The following is an 18,393-nucleotide window of genomic DNA, read 5'->3' on the forward strand; positions in this document are numbered from 1 at the left end:
TCGTATTCACTTATACCACATCTATGTATAAAAGGAAATTATTAGGTTAACATTTTAGTTATTTCACCTTTCCCCTTGCATCTACTTTCCAGGTTTCAAGCACACAATTTTGTTGATGAACCACATACTCTTCATTTTGATTGACAACCACACAAGCATGGTTTGGAATTATTCGGACTTTGTCATTTAGTTTTAGTGAATGATCTCCTGTGAAGGATACAATTCCATGTTCTTCAGACAATCGCTCAATTAGTAGATTGGGATGTCCTACAATATGGCCAAATCCGTTTACCGTTGTATTTCCATGTGCTCCTTTATCTAAGCAAAGTATTTTACTGCCGGTGTCTACTACAATGCGGTTGTTATACACACCTACTACTGAAGCAAGTACAGATAAAGCGCAGTTTTCCAAAGTCGTAACTCCTAGTCCCACTTGAATCATGTCAAAAAATATTGCATTTCCAGGTCTGATTTCTGTTATTCCATTCACTTTTCCTGCAATCTTATAGGTTGGTGTTGAACCGACACTGCGAACCGGAATTGGAATACCATTTACTTCACACAGCTTTGCACTTTCACTAACTGCAAGTCCCTCATTCTTTCCGATTTTCTCAATTTCTTTTACCGAGACTGCTGCATAGGAGTGACCAGCATGCGTAAAAATCCCCCCTAGCTTTAGATTCGGTAATAATTGAATTTGTTCTGCTAGACTCAAAACCTCTTTTCCAGGATTAACCCCACATCGGTTTAATCCCGAATTCACTTTTATCCATACTTCAAGTATTTCGCCACAATGTTCCAACCCTTTTTGAAGAAAATGAAGTTGTTCTTTTTGATCAACTGCAATTTTAAGCCTCGTTCCATTTCTCAATAAGTGGATAAGCCTTTCAATTTTGATGCTACTGGAAACCGGATATGCGATTAAAATGTCTCGTATCCCGGCATGTGCCATCACTTCTGCTTCCCCAATTTTGGCTGTTGTAATGCCAACTGCACCTGCCTCTTGTTGTAACTCCGCAATATATCCGCTTTTATGTGTTTTACTATGAGGCCTCACAGAAAGGCCATTTTGCCTTGCAAATTTAAAAATATCTTCTAAATTACGTTGCATTTTATGTTTATCAAGTAACAATGTTGGAGTATCCAATTCAAAGATTGAAGACATTTTATTCACCCCTTTTTTCGATAAAAAAATGGCAAACCATTATGATTTGCCATTCCTTTTTATGAAAGATTACACATCTAATGTTTTATCTTTTTTTGATGATGGTGTATCTGGGATATATTTATAATCATTTACCCAGTAATCCGCATTTTTAATTCCTAATTTCACAGGGTTAAACACTGGATCAAGACCTTGTTTTTTCTGTGTTTCGTAATCTTTAAATACTTTCAAGGCTGGTTTAGCTAATATCAATATGGCGATCATATTCAGCCAAACCATTAGACCTAAACCTACATCTCCTAATGCCCACGCAAGTGCAGCTTCATTTGTTGCACCATAGTAGGTTGCACCTAGAAGAACAATTTTCAAAATCAACATTGGTATTTTACTGTTTTTTCCACGTGTTAAGTACGCAATGTTCGTCTCAGCCATGTAATAGTAAGCCATGATTGTAGTGAACGCGAAGAAGAATAATGCTACAGCAACAAATCCTGGTCCGAAACCTGGTAGTGCTGTATCGACAGCTGCCTGAGTAAATGCTGGCCCTTCTTTGACACCTGGAAGACCCTCTTTAAGCATTGTATCATTTGGTCCGTACGTATTGTACATGCCTGTGAATAAAATCATAAACGCAGTCGCAGAACAAACTAGTAATGTATCAATGTATACAGATGCTGCTTGAACTAATCCTTGCTTCGCAGGATGTGAAACCTCCGCCGCTGCTGCAGCATGTGGTCCTGTACCTTGACCTGCTTCGTTTGAATAAATACCACGCTTAACTCCCCATGCAATTGCCATACCAATTATTCCACCAAATGCAGAATCTAAAGCGAACGCACTCTTAAAGATCAATGCCATCACTTCTGGGAACATACCAATATTGCTAATAATAATATATAACGCAATTAAGACATAGCCTATAGCCATAAACGGTACAATGTATGATGCTGCTCGAGAGATACGCTTAACTCCACCAAATATAATTACAGCAAGAAGAGCAATAATAATTACAGCTACCAACTTGTCATTGGTACCAAATGCTTCTCCCATTGCAACTGTAATTGAATTTGATTGAATACCTGGCATTAATAACGCCATTGCAAGTAAAGCTGAAATCGCAAATAGGATTCCATACCATTTCCAGCCAATACCTTTTTCAATGTAATATGCTGGTCCCCCGCGGTATTCCCCATCCTGCTTTTCTTTATAAACTTGAGCCAACGTTGATTCAATGAATGCACTTGAAGCACCGATAAAGGCAATTGCCCACATCCAAAATACTGCACCGGGTCCCCCCATTGCAATTGCAGTAGCGGTACCTGCGATATTACCTGTACCAACACGCCCTGAAAGCGCTAACGATAATGCTTGAAATGAAGAAACCCCAGCTTCTGAGCTCTTCCCTTTAAACATTAAACCAAACATATCTTTAATATGTCTTACTTGTAAAAATCTTGTTAAAACAGAAAATAAAAGTCCGATTGCTAAACAACCATAAATCATGACCGGGCTCCACAGTATTCCTACGAGCCAATTGACTAGTTCTGTCATAGTACCCCTCCTTATTATCTGAATCTTATGTATCTTACAAAAATTATATGTCATTTATGTCCAACTCCACAAGGTAAAAATTCACAGTTTATTCACAACTATTCGACAAGTGACAGTCACCACCCGAATTTTGTCGAATAATCACAACAAAAAAAGCCTAGGTTTCCCCTGGCCATGTTATATAGCATCATCTTCCAAATGACTATGATACAACTCATAATAAAATCCTTTTTTAGCTAACAATGATGCATGCGAACCACTCTCAATAATTTGACCATCTTTCAATACTAGAATTAAATCCGCATTTTGAATCGTATTAAGACGGTGGGCAATAACAAAACTTGTTCTCCCCTCCATTAATCGTCCAAGGGCATCTTGTATTTTCATTTCTGTAATGGTATCAATACTGCTGGTTGCCTCATCTAAAACGAGAATGGAAGGATTTGCAAGGATTGCCCGCGCAATCGATAATAGCTGTCTTTGCCCTTGGCTAATTCCACTGCCATCCTGACGTAAAAGCATATCGTATTCATCTGGTAATTTTTTTATAAAAGAGTGTGCATTCGCTAATTTTGCAGCTTCTACCACTTCTTCATCAGTTGCATCAAGTCTTCCATAGCGAATATTTTCCATTATTGTTCCTTCAAATAAGAAGGAATCCTGCAAGACAAAGCCCATAAAATTTCGTAAGCATTCTCGTTTAACATTCGAAATTTCATGTCCATCAATTAAGATACTACCTGAATTCAATTCATAAAATCTTGAAAGAAGGTTAATAACCGTCGTTTTCCCCGCTCCTGTTGGACCAACTAACGCTACAGTTTGACCCGGAGATACATGGAAGGTTAAATCCCTAACTGTATCCCCACCCTTTTCATAAGAGAAGGTTGCATTTTTAAACTCTACTTCACCTTTCACATTATTCAAGACAATTGCATTTTTTTCATCGTTTTCTTCTTCCTGCTCATCAATGATCTCAAAGACACGCTCTGCACCCGCAACCGCAGACAATAGCATATTAAATTGGTTAGCTAATTCATTGACAGGTCTTGTGAATTGCCTGGAATACTCTGCAAAAATGACAATTTCCCCAATTGAAATCCAACCCTTTAACGCAAAAATACCCCCAACTCCTGCTATAATGGCAAAGCTTAAGTTGTTTAACATATTCATCAATTTTGGGATAAATCCTGTAATCGTTTGAGCCCAGAAAGCCGATGCTTTTAACTTATCGCTTTTCTCCATAAATTCTTCTATCACTTTATCTTCTTGAGAAAAAGCTTTTACAATTCTTTGACCCGAAATTGTTTCTTCAATAAAACCGTTTAAATTACCTAAGTTCTTTTGCGTCTCTTTAAATAACAAACTAGTTCTGCTCGTTATCCATCGTATGCCTACAAACATTGCTGGAATAATCAGCATGGTAATGAACGTAAGTAAAGGACTGATCCATAACATGACTGTCACAGTTCCAATGAGTGTTAATACACTTGAAAAAACTTGAATGACAGAGCTATTTAACGTTGCACTTACATTTTCGATATCATTCGTAACACGGCTCATCAACTCGCCATGTTGTCTTTTATCAAAAAAGGGAATAGGCAACATATGAAGATGCCTAAATAATTGATTTCTCATTTTTGTTACTGTATTTTGGGCGATTCCAATCATCCATATTGCCTGAAGCCACATTGATATCGAATAAAAAATATAAATGCCCACTAGACTAACTAGCATGGTTAATAGACCATCAGCTTTTCGTTCAACAATATACTCGTCGATGACAACGCCTATTAAATACGGCCCTAACAACCCTAACGCAGAGCTGATGACAACCATTAATAAAACTAATGATAGTAAGATTTTTTTCTCCGCTAAATACTTCCATAAACGATGAACGGTTCCCCAAAAGTTTTTCGCTTTTGGTTTCTTTTTCTTTGGAGCCCCCTGTTCTTCAGTTGGTTGTAATGATAGTTTTTTATACCGAAAAGGTTTAGTCAGCTGCTCGAACATGATGGACTCCCTCCTCTCTTGCTTGCGATTGAAAAATCTTTCTATACAGCTCACTGCTTTCTAGCAATTCATGATGGTTGCCTTGAGCTAGTAATTTACCTTCATTTAATAATAAAATTTTATCAGCCTCTACTGCAGTACTGACCTTTTGTGTAATAATCAACGTCGTGCACGTGTAATTTTTCATTGCTTTTAATAGTTTTGCTTCCGTCTTTAAGTCTAGGGCACTTGTACTATCATCTAATAACAATATTTTCGGCTTTCTGATTAGTGCTCTCGCAATAGAAATCCGCTGCTTTTGGCCACCAGATAGATTCACACCTTTTTGACCAAGTAATGTATTGTATCCATTCGGAAGCTTCTCGATCGTATCGTGTATTTGTGCATCTTTAGCCGCTTCAATTACTTCCTGTAATGAAGCATTCTCTTTCCCCCATGATATGTTGTCTCTTATAGAACCAGTAAACAGCATCGATTCTTGCGGAACATATCCTATTTGTTTTCGTATGTTTTCCATTTTCATTGTGATAATGTCTTTGTCATCAATAAGGACTTTTCCTTTTGAAACATCATAAAGCCTTGGTATTAGTTGAAATAACGAGGTTTTCCCAGAACCTGTTGCACCTAGTATCGCGACCATTTCACCTGGTTCAATAACAAATGATAAATCACGAAGCACGACATCTAAAGTTCCTGGGTATTGAAAAGATACTTCCTCAAATCCAATTTTCCCTTCCTTTACCGTTTCTTCTTTTGAAATTGTTTTTGATGCATCCATTACAGCTATTTCAGTTTCTAACACTTCCGCTATACGGCCCGCTGACGCTCTCGCTCTTGAAAAGGCCATCACAATCCAAGAAAAGATTGATAAAGCAGATGTAATTCTCATCCCGTAATGAACAATCGCAACAACATCCCCAACCTTTGCTCCACCTGTATTAATCTCAAAGTTTCCAAACCAAAGAATGGCAATAATACTTACATTCATTAATAACAAAAGAATCGGCATCGACGTTTCCATTAAGCGTAACGCGGAGACAGTTTTCTCCATTAATTTATCGTTCGCTTCGGAAAATCGTTTTATTTCATGATTCCTTCTCATAAATGCACGAATCAATCTCATACCCGTTAAATTTTCACGCATAACATTGTTTACTGCATCTAATCGCTCTTGAACAGAATGGAATAGTCCCCAGCCTTTATTCATTACCCATAATAGGAAAAAGAAAAGGACCGGGACTGTTACTAGCAATAAAAGAGCTAGCTTTACATTTACAATAAGAGCCATAATCACTCCACCAATAATTAAAAGTGGTGCTCTTAACATGATTCTCAGCGCCATAAAGACCGTGTTCTGTATTTGTGTCACATCATTCGTCAATCTTGTAATAAGTGATGACGTTGGAAACTTATTAAAGTTCGCAAAGGAAAAAGCTTGAATTTTCTCAAACAACCCTTTTCTTACGTCATATCCATAGCTTTGACTAACATGGGAAGCATAGAAGGAGTTGGTAATACCTGCAATAAATGCAAGAAGTGACATTCCAACCATGATCAATCCCCAGTGAAGAACGACTGAAAAATCACCTTTTAATATTCCATCATCAATGATTTTCGCCATTAGCAGTGGATGAATCAGCTCAACAACTAGCTCTGTTAACATAAAGAGAAGAGCTACTGCAACCGGTATTCGATATGGTTTTAGAAATGATAGTGCCTTAATCATATGTAAGCCCCCAAACATGTGTAACTCTATTGAAAGAAAAACTTAGTAAACCTAATATCTCGAATTATATCTATTTTATTATGATACCTCTTTTTCAAGAATAGTTAAATAATATTCTCCTTCAAAATTGAACAAAAAAACCCAAGCTATCGGCTTGGGTTTTTAAGGCGAATTATTATTTTTTCTTACCTTCATTTGCACTGTAGTAGAACTTAGCAGTGATTGAACCGTCTTCATTCTCTACAATGTCAGTTACATGGATTCCAGAATCAGCCGGAGTTGCGCTGTTGCCTTTCCAGAAGTAATAAGAACCCGTATGAACATTTCCTGAAACTGGAGTTAGCTTATCACCAGTCTTGAAGAAGTCTCCCGCATCTCCACGGTTTACATATTTCTCTAAATCGTAGTTACCGTCAGCTTGAACAACAGATAGACCATAGTGTGTAACTTCTGTTCCGTCACTAGCAGTTTGAGATTGGTTGAACTGGAAGCGCTTGTTCATCCAGTTTTCAACGTTGTTCGGACGGAAGCCAGCAGATTGATATAACTCGATGATATTTTCATCAACATGCCATGCCAGTAATCCGTTAGCATCTTCACCTTGGCGAATAAACCCTTTGTTGAACCCATCTTGTTGAACGTTTTCAAATAAGAAGTATTCAGTTCCGTTTGAACCTGGAACTTCCATTTTTACGATACCGTTATCAGCAGTTGCTTTATTGATAGCAGGTATAGTAATTTCTTGTACTCCATCTTCAGGAGTAACTTCGATTGGATTTACCCAGCCTAAGAAAATCTTTGAGAATGGATCAAAGTGAGCAGGGGAATTGCCTGCATATTGTGGTTGATTTGGGTAACGTAACCAAGAACCACCAGCCATCATTGAGTAGTTACCTACCCCTTCAGATGTATACACAGTGTCATAGAAATCAGGTAAGCCAAGAGCATGACCAAATTCGTGTGCATATACCCCTGTTTGCGCTGGGTATGGTCCTTGTTTTAATTCTTCTTTATACGTGCCAGTAGCATTATCAAATCCTGCAACGTTACCACCAATACCTGGCTGAATGTTGTAGTTATTTACAACCACTCCGTCATAGGTCATATCTTCAGCAACTGTTTTGTTAATCCATGCTGATTGACTCATACCTGCATGAACATCTGCCGGTTTACCAGTTTCATAGTACTTACCATAATAAAGGGCACTTAATAGGCTCCACTTATGTGACCACCATTGGGCAGGGTCTCTACTAAACTCTGCTCCTGTACCTTCATGTACAACAAATATGTTTGGTACTTCACCGTTTTCAGCATATTTAGAGAAATCTACTTGATCATCTGCAGCTTTTAATAGATCACGTATGAATTCTCCTGTATGTGCATCACCGTTTACGTTACCGTTAACATATGTGCCATTTTCAGCATACTCACCTTCTTGGTCTAAATAGTAAGATGCTCCATGAGGAAGCTCAACCCATGCAAATTCTGTATTTTCATTTCTTACTAGATTTGTTTTTCCATAACTAGATTCTTTATATGCATTTTGCATCGTTCTATTTTTCGGAACATCCGGCCCATCATATTTCTTAAACTGTTCTAGTTCATAAGGATTGTACTCTGTTCCGAAGATGAGGTCCTCATAATATTTCGCAGGTACTTGACCTGGCATATCACCTACCGGCTCATCACCATCTTTGTACTTCGCTAGCAATACAAGAACTGGAATGTCACCTGTTGCTTCTCTGTAAGCAACATGATTATCGCCGGGTTCTTGGAATTTTGTACCTTGTCCTGCGATCTTTTCTGCAGGATCAACCTTCGATAAATCAATACCCAACTCCTTCGCTTTTTGAGAAAGTTCAGGTGAAGCTCCCACAAAATGAGCTAAGTGTAAATCATATGTACCTTTTGCTTTTGCTTCTTCTGTACCTCCACTACTCACAACGCTACCAGCTACTAAACTACCAGCTAATGCTAGTGACAAAGCAGATTTTGATAATACTTTTAGCACGCTAAAACCTCCTAATAGAATCAGAATATAGTGCCCTTTAAATGTATCAGAAAATTCACCATTATTAAATAATTATAAATACCTAGTATTTCTACAAGAAAATAAGTATATGACATTATTTCGACATTCGAACTATATCTTTCTTCCTATTAATATGTGGTGATACGTTTGCACTCACTATACTCTTCTCCCAATTTCCTTAAAAAGTAAAACTATCACGATAAAAAACCTTACTTTCTTCCTAATAAATAGAAAAAAAGAACACCTAAGTGTTCTTTTCTACGAAATTGCTTTTTGCTCTGTAATAGATTTTCTCTTGCCTTCCACCAGCGTGAAGACAATCACAAAAATGAGAAATAAACTAGAAATCCTAAATAATATACCTAGCTCAATATAAATGGCTAAAAAGCCAAATATAAATCCACTTAAACCAATACCTAGGTCAATTGCTGAGTAGAACATTCCATTCGCAACTCCACGTCTGTTTGGAGCAGTTTTGGAAAGTGTCCAAGATTGAAGGGTTGGAAGCAGTGAACCAAATCCGATACCAAATAACATACCAGCAATAATGATAAACGCATTTGAAGTAGCAAATGATAACACCCACATTCCAATAAACGTTACTGTTGTACAGAAAAGCACAAGTGTTTTCGGACCTTTTTCATCAAACCACTTACCAGCTATTGGTCTTGAGACAGATGCCATAATGGCATTAAATAAATAGAATAGGAATATTTGATTAATCCCTCGCTCTTCACCAAAGATAACGATAAACGTTGCAATCGCCCCGTATCCAAATGTTGCAATGATTGTGATGAAGGCAGGATACCAGCTTGTTTTCTCAACAAGTGAACCAAAGTAGGAAAACTTTAAATCTTCCTTTTTAGCCTTCTTTACATCGTCCGGTGTGATGTACTTAACAATCGATAGCAATATGACGGATACTAAGCCTAACGATCCAGATATATAAATTAGGTTTGTAAATGTTGTAACTTGATATAAATAGATACCAAGGCTTGGCGCAATGATCATTCCTAGTGTTACGGATAAACCAAAGTACCCCATCCCTTCACCAAGTCTTGAATTCGGCACAACATCTACTGCTGCTGTACCATTTACAGTTGTTGACCAGCCCCAGGCTAAGCCATGTAAAAACCTGAAGAAAAGAAATATCACAATCACCGTTGAAAAAGAATAAAAAATCGTGATTGTCAGTAAAGCTAGTGCCCCAATTAATACTAGTGGTTTTCTCGTTTTATATTCAAGCATATAGCCAATAAATGGCCTACTCAATACAGCCCCTATTGAAAACAATGACGTTACTAATCCTATTTCAATTCCTGAAGCTCCGATTGATTTTATGTACGGCGGTAATGTCGGAATTAACATTTGAAATGACATAAATGTAAATAAATTTCCGAACATTAACATGATAAAAGATTTTGTCCATAGAGGATCCTTTTTGATTTTCTCCAAGATTTCATCCCCCTAAAACTCATAAAAACTTGGCAATCACCAAGTTTCTTGATCTCATTTTTAATACCTTATATTTATTTCGTATACCTAAATATTATCACATTTTTCACATCTCCTGTTACGTACCGAAAGAAAATTTGTATTTTCCGTGAAAATAGTTTGACAAATTTGTGAACGAACATAGAATAATAAGTAAGGAGATGAGGGAAATGAACGAAAAGCAATTAAAAACTTTTTCATTTGGAAGAAGAATGACGAGTTTAGGGTTGTTTGTTGGCTTACTTGTATTTTTATCTAGCTTCTTTGTAAGCGGCATCAGTCAAGAGTATGTTTTCTCCATTGGATTGAGCATTATGATGGCTTCGATGATGCTGTTTGGATTCGGATTATTTTTTATGCTTATGCAAGGCGTTAGCGATTCTAGGCAAAAGGCTGAGCAATAGAACTTATATAATATGCAAAAAGGTGAGACCCCTAGTGGCCTCACCTTTTCTAATTAGTGCATATGGTTTCCAAATCCCATAACCCAGATTGTTCCAATTACAATAACGAGTGCACAAAATACACCGTAAAAAATGTTAATAAGTTGTGTTTTCTTATCTTCACCTTCCGTTACATGCATAAACATAAACAACTGAAGTCCTGCTTGTATAATTGCCAATGTCCCTATTACCCACATTACAATCGTTGGTGAGATATTTGTCTTCAATGCGATCCATGCAGCAACAAATGTTAAAACAAGGGATAATATAAAACCAAAGACGTGACTAATTGGAAATCCTTTTTCTCGTTTTTCCATTTACATCACCACCCCTTTTAAATATACAAACGTGAAGATGAAAATCCATACTACATCAAGGAAATGCCAGTATAGCCCAATGATAAATACTTTACGTGCTGTTACTGGTGTTAACCCTCTTTTCACCAGTTGGATAATAAGCATTGTTGCCCATACAATTCCGAATGTGACGTGCAGACCATGCGTACCTAATAGTGTGAAGAAGCTGGATAAAAAGGCACTTGTCTGCATCGTGGCACCAAGATGTACATAATGGATAAACTCACTAATCTCCATATATAGGAACCCTGCACCAAGTAAAAGGGTAATGATTAACCAAGTTACAAGACCTTTTACGTTGTTACGTCTCATTTCATATATGGCTATTCCACAAGTAAAGCTACTGATTAATAATAAAACAGTTTGGATCATTACACCTTCGACCATGATGATATCCTGTAGACCCGGACCGCCTGCAGTACGACCACTGAGTACAGAATAGACACCGAATAGAGATGCGAATAAAACAATTTCAGCTCCAAGGAAAATCCAAAATCCGAGGATATTCATACGACTTTGTTCTGATTGGTATTCTAACGGCAATGACGTATTCAATTTAGCTGCCAATTTTATTCACCTCTCCATCCTTGTTTCTCCATGAATGCTCTGTCTTACTAATTTCTTTAACACCTACATAATAGCCATCGTTATAATCAAACGAACGATAAATTAAGCCAACTACAATTCCTATTGACGCAATTGCTGCAAGTAAATGCCATTCAAATACTAGGAAGAAACCTGCTATTCCAAATAAAATTGCAAAGATGAATGGTAAGCCTGAATTACTTGGCATATGAATCTTTTCTAGCTCACTTTCTTTTATATCCAGTCCTTCGTTATTCTTTTTCATGTGCCAGAATGCATCGACAGATTTTACTTCTGGTAATTTTGCAAAGTTATAGAACTGTACAGGTGAGGCAGTTGCCCACTCCAGCGTTCTCGCATCCCATGGATCTCCTGGAATGTTGCGATCTGCGTGTCTTACACTCCAGTAAATGTTGTAGCAGAATACTGCAAATCCAGCAGCTAAAATAATTGAACCTAATGCAGAAAGTAAGAACAGATTAGAGAATCCAGATTCAACTGAGAACGTATATGAACGTCTTACAGCACCATTTAATCCTAAGAAGAACATCGGCATGAATGTTACGTTAAATCCGATAACAAATAACCAGAAATGCCACTTACCTAATCGTTCATTTAACATATGACCAAACATTTTTGGCCACCAGTAGTAAAGACCAGCAAATACAGCGAATACAACACCAGGAATTAATACATAGTGGAAGTGAGCAACTAAGAATAACGTATTATGATATTGATAGTCTGCTGCACCCATCGCCAGCATAACTCCTGTTACCCCACCGATTACAAAGTTTGGTACGAAAGCAAGTGCCCATAGCATTGCTGTTGTAAATTTAATACGGCCTTTCCTCATTGTAAACAGCCAGTTAAAGATTTTGACTCCTGTCGGAACGGCAATCGCCATTGTCGTGATGGAGAAGAATGAATTTACTGCTGCTCCTGCGCCCATTGTATAGAAGTGGTGAACCCAAACAACCATACTTAATAGCGCGATACCAACAATCGCATACACCATTGATTTATAACCATATAGCGATTTTCTAGAGAACGTAGCAAATACTTCAGAGAAAATACCGAATGCCGGTAATGCTACAATGTACACTTCAGGGTGACCCCATAGCCAGAACAGGTTTGCCCAAAGCATATCCATTCCTCCACCAGATAAAGTGAAGAAATGCGTTCCGTATAGACGATCAAACGTCATAAGTGCAAGTGCTACTGTAAAGATAGGGAACGCTGCAACAATAATAGCTGACGTTACTAGGGAAGTCCAAGTGAACATCGGCATTTTCATTAAAGTCATGCCTTTTGTTCTCATTTTTAGAATTGTTACAATAAAGTTTATACCTGTCATTAGCGTACCAATACCTGCTATTTGCAAAGCAACTGCATAATAGTTATTACCGATACCTGGACTAAACTCTTTACCCGCAAGTGGGAAGTATGATGTCCAGCCTGCATCTGGTGATCCACCGATAATGAAGGAAATGTTAAATAACATCGCCCCACTGAAGAACAACCAGAAGCTTAGTGCATTCAACCAAGGAAATGCTACATCACGAGCACCAATTTGAAGTGGAATCACAACGTTCATTAACCCTATCAAAAATGGCATAGCCATAAATAAAATCATGATCACACCGTGAGTTGTAAACACTTCGTTATAGTGCTGTGCATTTAATATCTCCATACCAGGTCTAGACGTTTGGGCTTTCATAAGTAACCCGTCTACACCACCACGGAAAAACATTAATACAGCAGCGATAATATACATAATCCCAATTCGCTTATGATCTACGGTTGTAATCCATTCTGTCCAAAGCCATTTCCACTTTTTCAAGTATGTGATTCCACCAACCATTCCAAGCATTGTAACTAAGATCGCAATTTGAGAACCTAAAATTAACGGGTCACCTGTAATAAAGATTTCATTCCATCTAATGTCCACTATGGTCACCTCCGTGTCCCTCTACTTGCTCTTTATCTTCCTTATCTTTTTTATCTTTATCGTCTTCGTTATGATCGTTTTTGTAGTTATCTTCTTCTTCAAATGTTTTACCTTGATATCCGTGATAGCGGTATAATTCAGGATTTGTGTAAGTTTTAGAATCCATTTCCGCGTGATTCACCCATTCTAAATGAGTATTTGAGAACGTTAATCTACCAAGATGAGTCGGTTTTAATAATTCTTCGTACTCTTCTTCTGTAAGCTTTGGAGCAGTCTCTTGAACTTCTTTCACCCATTCATTAAAATCTTCATGTGTTTGTGCTAATACTTCAAACTCCATATCGGCATATCCACGACCATTGAAGTTTGTGTTTCTTCCAAAGTAAGATCCTGGATGATCAGCAACTAAATACATTTGGGTTTCCATTTTACCCATTGTATACTTTTGACCTCCAAGTGCCGGAATCCACATTGATTGCATAGTACTTGCTGACGTTAACTTAAAGTTGACCGGAGTATCTTCAGGGATATTCATGTAGTTCACAGTCTCAATACCATATTCCGGATAGCTAAAAATCCATTTCCAGTCTGCTGATGTCACGTGAATCGTAATAGGTTCTTTATCTTCATATCCTTTTGGAACCTCTTCCAGCTCATACAATGTCGTAACAGTTGGAATCGTTAAAGCAATAACAATTAAGATCGGAATTCCTGTCCAAATTACCTCTAACAGTGTGCTTCCGTGCTCTTCAGGCGGCTCGTAATCCATGTTTTCTGGTTTTTCACGATATTTCCAGACAATATAAGCAAATAAGCCAAATACTACTACAACCACTATCAGCATCCATATGAGCGACCAATTAATGAGCTCCATAATACTTCTAGCGACTGGACCTTGTGGTTCAAAAACAACCATATTCGTTTCACAACCACTTAGAAGGAATGTAGTAAGTAAAGCAAGTATTCCAATTTTATATTTCATAATCTCATCTCCCCATAGATGAAAAATAATGTAACAAATGCGTAAAGTTTGTGTAATACTTCACAAGGTTAGTACCAAAGGCTTGTTCAATCATTCACAAACTGACTAAAAAAATATAAGGGTGTTTTTATCCAACACACTTAATTCAATTTGTAAATAAATCTTATCACACAGAGTCTCAATTTACTGTGACAGAAATAAGAAAAGAGTGTGTCTAAAATATGAAGGAAATATTTTAGACTAGCACACTCCGAAAACATATATTTAACAGCTATTACTAGCCTATATTGATAATGGAAAATGTTATATAAAATGTATGTAATCCACTTATAAAATGTGTTTTTCAATGTGTTTTTGGATGCACTTACTATTTTTTATTAACAAAAAAAGCCTACTCCTTAGGGAGCAAGCCAATAGGATATTACAACTTAATGCAAGGTTTTTTCGTTCATTTTATTCGTTTACTACAGTTCCATTTCTCCTTCCTTCTTATTACCGATCTTGAAAATAAATCTAACAATCCTTAATACAATAAATAAAATAAGAATAATCGCCACAAAGGACCCGATAGAAAATAGCACTTCACCTAAACGATAGATATTCATGCTACTTGGAATAGAAAGAAATATAGTGAATAACCCAATTGCTTTAATAGGTTCTAAACCCAACTCCGAAAATTTCGTTTCGTAAAAGCTAAAGAGTTTATAATCTACCTCGGTTGTCCGATAGTCTATAACATCTTGATCCATCCAGCTTACTAGCTTTTCAGGAATGAAACCTTCTTTATTCTCTTGTAATTGTTTACTTTGCCACCTTGTATATTCTGTTTTACTCGGATTTGTAAAGTACAATAGAACACATATTAATAGAATAAAAACAATAAACTTCTTCATTTTTGTCTCCTAAAACATTGGTAACCTCTATTTAGAATACTTCTAGATAGGGTGGTAACGATATTTGACCAAATCAATTCTCCCATTATGGTTGAATGTAATTCCTTCTCTTTCTAACAAAAGCTTTTGTGTATATACGCCTTCTTCATCCCGCAAAGCTACCTCACCTTTTGCATTCACAACTCTGTGCCACGGCAATTTATATTTTCCACTCATTGAATGTAGAATTCGCACCACTTGTCTCGCACCTCTAGGACTACCTGCTAGTTTTGAAATCTGACCGTATGTCATAACCCTTCCTGGCGGGATTTGTAGAATAATTTCTATAGTATTTCTAGTAAAGTCCTGCAACACATTCCCTCCAACTTCAACAATTGTTTATATCCCTTTTTGTACCAACCAATTATTGATTTCACTAGTATTGATGGTCATCAATTTTCATAGAGTGTTTAATCATAGCAATCTCCTTATCCTCTATTAATCTTCATCCTTCACATCAATATCATCTGGTATAGGTTCATCTAATATTTCTTCTACAAATTTCTTATACTTCTCCATTTGTTGAAGGTGTGTATGAAACTGGTCTTTAAAAAGGAGATATTGCGCCCCATCAAATAACGCTCGCACTTTTTTCTCTTTTATTAATTGTTCAATATATTCTTCAGACACCGATAAATATTCTGCTGTTTCTTTAACTGTTAAGTACATAGTCCAGGGACCCCTTTTGCATTATTACTTTCAATTTTAACTTACCATTTTTTCATATTGGCTGTTTTCGCATACTTTGTTGCTATTTTTACAAAAAAAGAATTTATTTTAGGTCCGTTGATTTCCGCTTCAGGCACACGCTTTCCGCGGGGAGGGACGTGAGCCTCCTCGGCTTGCCTGCGGGGTCTCACGATTCCCTCTATCTCCCGCAGGAGTCGAGTGCCTTCCGCTCCAATCAACTCAATGTTTTAACAGAGCTATCCAAATAGCAACAATCTTTACGAAAAGAGCCTTCATATTAAATTATACACCAGCAAGCATTCATTTTTTAACAATTAACTAATTCACCACTTTTTATGTAAGGTTTTCTAACATCAATATCAGAAAATTACATATTTTCTGTTGACATTTTGAATGAAGGAGCATAAATTATAACTAACCAATTTTTAATGTTAGGTTTTCTAACATCAATTAAAGGAGGAGAAAAAATGGATATTACTTTTTTAATGAATAGCCTATGGGTTATGTTTAGTGCCATTTTAGTTATTTTCATGTTAGGTGGGTTCATTCTCTTGGAAGCAGGATCAACTCGAATGAAAAATGCCGGACATATTGCTGGGAAAACAATCTTCACATTTGGTTTATCATCTCTTGTTTTTTGGGCGGTCGGATATGCGTTTATCTTTGGTAGCAACGGTAACCTCTTCATTGGATTGTCTGACTTTTTCTATTCTGGTTACGATATCGAGGGACTTAGTTTATCAGGGTCAGTTTTCTTCTTATTTCAATTAGCCTTTGCCGGAATCTCTATTACGATTGCTCTTGGTGGATTCGCAGAAAGAGCAAAACTCTCGGTATATGTTTTATTCACCCTTTTATTTGCAGCACTCGTTTATCCCGTAGTTGCACACTGGATTTGGGGAGGAGGCTGGTTGGCAGAGCACGGAAAACAGGACTTCGCTGGGTCTACAGTAGTACATTTAACCGGCGCAATGGCTGCATTAGCTGCTACAATCTTGCTAAAACCACGTATAGGAAAATACAACAAGGATGGCTCCACCAACAACATTTATGGACACAACCAAGTTTACACTGCACTCGGGGTGTTAATTCTTTGGATCGGTTGGTTTGGCTTTAATGCAGGTAGTACTCTCTCAGTCGATGGTGGTTTCTTTGGATTTGTGGCACTTAACACAAACCTGGCAGCTGGTAGCGGTGCTGTTGCAGCTCTCATTATTTCTTGGCTAGTACTTGGTAAATCAGATGTGCCAACAATTTTAAATGGAGCTTTAGCAGGACTCGTTGCAATCACAGCTTCCTGTGCATTTGTGGACACATGGGCCGCAGTTGTAATTGGTTTTATCGCTGGAATACTCGTTTTTTACAGTGCTCGTTTTTTTGAAAAGCGTAAAATCGATGATCCAATTTTCGCCCTTTCTGTTCACGGCACAGCCGGAGTCTGGGGCACACTTTCTACTGGTTTTTTTGCTACTCCACAACTAGCGACTGTTGGGTTACCCGGATTATTTTACGGTGGAGGTTTCGAGCAACTAGGTGTTCAAGCATTAGGTGTTGCAACATCAGGAGCATATGCATTTGGGGTTTCCTTCATTTTGTTACTAGTTTGTAAGTATATATTAAAAGGACTTCGTGTCACGGAAGAAGAAGAAATTTTGGGATTAGATGTGAGCGAACATGGTAGTTTTGGATATCCGGAACTGATCTTTTCTCAAAAAGATAACAAAATGAGTTCGTAAGAAAAACAAATTAATACTCATTTTATCCAAACCGCTACTATTAGCGGTTTATTTTTATCGTTTTTGGCTACATTGGGAAAGTGAAGAAAAATTCGTTTGAGGTGAAACGGGTCATGACATCTAAAAAGCATAAACTATTTAATATGGCGATCATACTAATTCCATGGTTCACATTGTTATTTATAGGAAAACGGAGCTTTAGACGCTATTCCTTTGCAGGTATGTTTATCATTGTGTTTGAAATTATTAATCATTTGTATGGACACAAGAAAAAGTGGTGGAAATTTTATGATAGACCTAAATCTTTTTTAAGAGATGAACTCCCTTTTAGTATTGGCCCTTATATGCCTCTTTCCATGTGGTTATTAAAATTCTCATATGGAAATTTTAAAAAATACATATTATTAAATGTCATTGCAGATGGGCTTTTTGCTTTTGTTGGTATGGATATTCTTAAAAAACTTAAAATCATTCGCCTTAACAAATTAACACGTTTTCAATTCTTCCTTTATATCCATTATAAAGCGTATCTTTTATATGCTGTTCAGTATATGTTTGAGAAAACACGAAGATTTAGTTTGTATTAACAAGGTCATGTTACAGGGAAATAAGTAAATTCAAATTCCACAATAGACCAGAACACGATTGTAGCATTTCTGATGAGGGATTTTTTCACAGCGAGTGCAGAACAATCGACATTCACAGAAAATGAACCTCAATGTTTAACATAACCATTAAAA

16 protein-coding genes are annotated in these 18,393 nt (G+C 37.1%); 3 read left to right on the forward strand and 13 right to left on the reverse strand.

Annotated features, from left to right (window positions below; all coding sequences use genetic code 11):
* Positions 1-58 precede the first annotated feature (58 nt).
* The 6 genes from JR050_RS02470 to JR050_RS02495 all read right to left on the reverse strand — a co-directional run bounded on the left by JR050_RS02470 (position 59) and on the right by JR050_RS02495 (position 9,897).
* Positions 59-1,165, reverse strand: coding sequence for a D-TA family PLP-dependent enzyme (locus JR050_RS02470; protein WP_204201934.1), 1,107 nt, complete (start codon positions 1,163-1,165; stop codon positions 59-61).
* A gap of 69 nt (positions 1,166-1,234) precedes the next feature.
* Entirely contained in the window at positions 1,235-2,716 is a 1,482-nt protein-coding gene (locus JR050_RS02475; RefSeq protein WP_204201935.1) for an alanine/glycine:cation symporter family protein, read from the reverse strand.
* 177 nt (positions 2,717-2,893) lie between these two features.
* Complete coding sequence (locus JR050_RS02480; RefSeq protein WP_204201936.1) at positions 2,894-4,729, reverse strand: ABC transporter ATP-binding protein; 1,836 nt, start codon at positions 4,727-4,729, stop codon at positions 2,894-2,896.
* A complete protein-coding gene (locus JR050_RS02485; protein WP_204201937.1) occupies positions 4,710-6,455 on the reverse strand; it encodes an ABC transporter ATP-binding protein in 1,746 nt (581 codons plus the stop codon). Before JR050_RS02485 ends, JR050_RS02480 begins: the two co-directional genes overlap by 20 nt.
* Positions 6,456-6,630: 175 nt before the next feature.
* On the reverse strand, positions 6,631-8,466 hold the full coding sequence (locus JR050_RS02490) for a M6 family metalloprotease domain-containing protein (RefSeq protein WP_204201938.1): 1,836 nt from the start codon (positions 8,464-8,466) through the stop codon (positions 6,631-6,633).
* A gap of 279 nt (positions 8,467-8,745) precedes the next feature.
* Positions 8,746-9,897 carry an MFS transporter gene (locus JR050_RS02495; RefSeq protein WP_204202035.1) on the reverse strand — a complete coding sequence of 384 codons (1,152 nt, stop codon included), beginning with the start codon at positions 9,895-9,897 and terminating at the stop codon, positions 8,746-8,748.
* A gap of 254 nt (positions 9,898-10,151) precedes the next feature.
* Here JR050_RS02495 and JR050_RS02500 point away from each other — a divergent pair, with 254 nt between their 5' ends.
* Complete coding sequence (locus JR050_RS02500) at positions 10,152-10,385, forward strand: hypothetical protein (RefSeq protein WP_204201939.1); 234 nt, start codon at positions 10,152-10,154, stop codon at positions 10,383-10,385.
* A gap of 53 nt (positions 10,386-10,438) precedes the next feature.
* Here the strand turns inward: JR050_RS02500 and qoxD are convergent, their stop codons facing one another.
* From qoxD to JR050_RS02535, 7 genes are all read right to left on the reverse strand, one after another.
* The gene (qoxD, locus tag JR050_RS02505) at positions 10,439-10,741 is read right to left on the reverse strand and encodes a cytochrome aa3 quinol oxidase subunit IV (protein ID WP_204201940.1); all 303 of its coding nucleotides are present in this window, start codon (positions 10,739-10,741) and stop codon (positions 10,439-10,441) included.
* On the reverse strand, positions 10,742-11,347 hold the full coding sequence (qoxC, locus tag JR050_RS02510; RefSeq protein ID WP_204201941.1) for a cytochrome aa3 quinol oxidase subunit III: 606 nt from the start codon (positions 11,345-11,347) through the stop codon (positions 10,742-10,744).
* Positions 11,337-13,313 (reverse strand): cytochrome aa3 quinol oxidase subunit I, encoded by a 1,977-nt coding sequence (qoxB, locus tag JR050_RS02515; protein ID WP_204201942.1) that lies wholly within the window; start codon positions 13,311-13,313, stop codon positions 11,337-11,339. The genes qoxC and qoxB overlap by 11 nt, the downstream gene beginning before the upstream one ends.
* A complete protein-coding gene (qoxA, locus tag JR050_RS02520; protein ID WP_204201943.1) occupies positions 13,303-14,295 on the reverse strand; it encodes a cytochrome aa3 quinol oxidase subunit II in 993 nt (330 codons plus the stop codon). The genes qoxB and qoxA overlap by 11 nt, the downstream gene beginning before the upstream one ends.
* Positions 14,296-14,759: 464 nt before the next feature.
* Entirely contained in the window at positions 14,760-15,188 is a 429-nt protein-coding gene (locus JR050_RS02525; protein WP_204201944.1) for a hypothetical protein, read from the reverse strand.
* Positions 15,189-15,230: 42 nt separating this feature from the next.
* Positions 15,231-15,539 (reverse strand): MGMT family protein, encoded by a 309-nt coding sequence (locus tag JR050_RS02530; protein ID WP_204201945.1) that lies wholly within the window; start codon positions 15,537-15,539, stop codon positions 15,231-15,233.
* 126 nt (positions 15,540-15,665) lie between these two features.
* Complete coding sequence (locus JR050_RS02535) at positions 15,666-15,896, reverse strand: excisionase family DNA-binding protein (protein WP_204201946.1); 231 nt, start codon at positions 15,894-15,896, stop codon at positions 15,666-15,668.
* A gap of 488 nt (positions 15,897-16,384) precedes the next feature.
* Here JR050_RS02535 and JR050_RS02540 point away from each other — a divergent pair, with 488 nt between their 5' ends.
* Positions 16,385-17,653, forward strand: a complete 1,269-nt coding sequence (locus tag JR050_RS02540; RefSeq protein WP_204201947.1) for an ammonium transporter — start codon at positions 16,385-16,387, stop codon at positions 17,651-17,653.
* Positions 17,654-17,766: 113 nt separating this feature from the next.
* Positions 17,767-18,240 carry a hypothetical protein gene (locus JR050_RS02545; RefSeq protein ID WP_204201948.1) on the forward strand — a complete coding sequence of 158 codons (474 nt, stop codon included), beginning with the start codon at positions 17,767-17,769 and terminating at the stop codon, positions 18,238-18,240.
* Positions 18,241-18,393: the final 153 nt, after the last annotated feature.

Source organism: Bacillus suaedaesalsae (assembly GCF_016890225.1).
GTDB lineage: Bacteria > Bacillota > Bacilli > Bacillales > SA4 > Bacillus_BS > Bacillus_BS suaedaesalsae.

What these genes read in the sequence shown, in the direction of transcription:
- JR050_RS02470 (WP_204201934.1), bottom strand. Translation starts at nt 1,165, where the DNA reads ATGTCTTCAATCTTTGAATTGGATACTCCAACATTGTTACTTGATAAA.
- JR050_RS02475 (WP_204201935.1), bottom strand. Translation starts at nt 2,716, where the DNA reads ATGACAGAACTAGTCAATTGGCTCGTAGGAATACTGTGGAGCCCGGTC.
- JR050_RS02480 (WP_204201936.1), bottom strand. Translation starts at nt 4,729, where the DNA reads ATGTTCGAGCAGCTGACTAAACCTTTTCGGTATAAAAAACTATCATTA.
- JR050_RS02485 (WP_204201937.1), bottom strand. Translation starts at nt 6,455, where the DNA reads ATGATTAAGGCACTATCATTTCTAAAACCATATCGAATACCGGTTGCA.
- JR050_RS02495 (WP_204202035.1), bottom strand. Translation starts at nt 9,897, where the DNA reads ATGTTAATGTTCGGAAATTTATTTACATTTATGTCATTTCAAATGTTA.
- JR050_RS02500 (WP_204201939.1), top strand. Translation starts at nt 10,152, where the DNA reads ATGAACGAAAAGCAATTAAAAACTTTTTCATTTGGAAGAAGAATGACG.
- qoxD (WP_204201940.1), bottom strand. Translation starts at nt 10,741, where the DNA reads ATGGAAAAACGAGAAAAAGGATTTCCAATTAGTCACGTCTTTGGTTTT.
- qoxA (WP_204201943.1), bottom strand. Translation starts at nt 14,295, where the DNA reads ATGAAATATAAAATTGGAATACTTGCTTTACTTACTACATTCCTTCTA.
- JR050_RS02525 (WP_204201944.1), bottom strand. Translation starts at nt 15,188, where the DNA reads ATGAAGAAGTTTATTGTTTTTATTCTATTAATATGTGTTCTATTGTAC.
- JR050_RS02535 (WP_204201946.1), bottom strand. Translation starts at nt 15,896, where the DNA reads ATGTACTTAACAGTTAAAGAAACAGCAGAATATTTATCGGTGTCTGAA.
- JR050_RS02540 (WP_204201947.1), top strand. Translation starts at nt 16,385, where the DNA reads ATGGATATTACTTTTTTAATGAATAGCCTATGGGTTATGTTTAGTGCC.
- JR050_RS02545 (WP_204201948.1), top strand. Translation starts at nt 17,767, where the DNA reads ATGACATCTAAAAAGCATAAACTATTTAATATGGCGATCATACTAATT.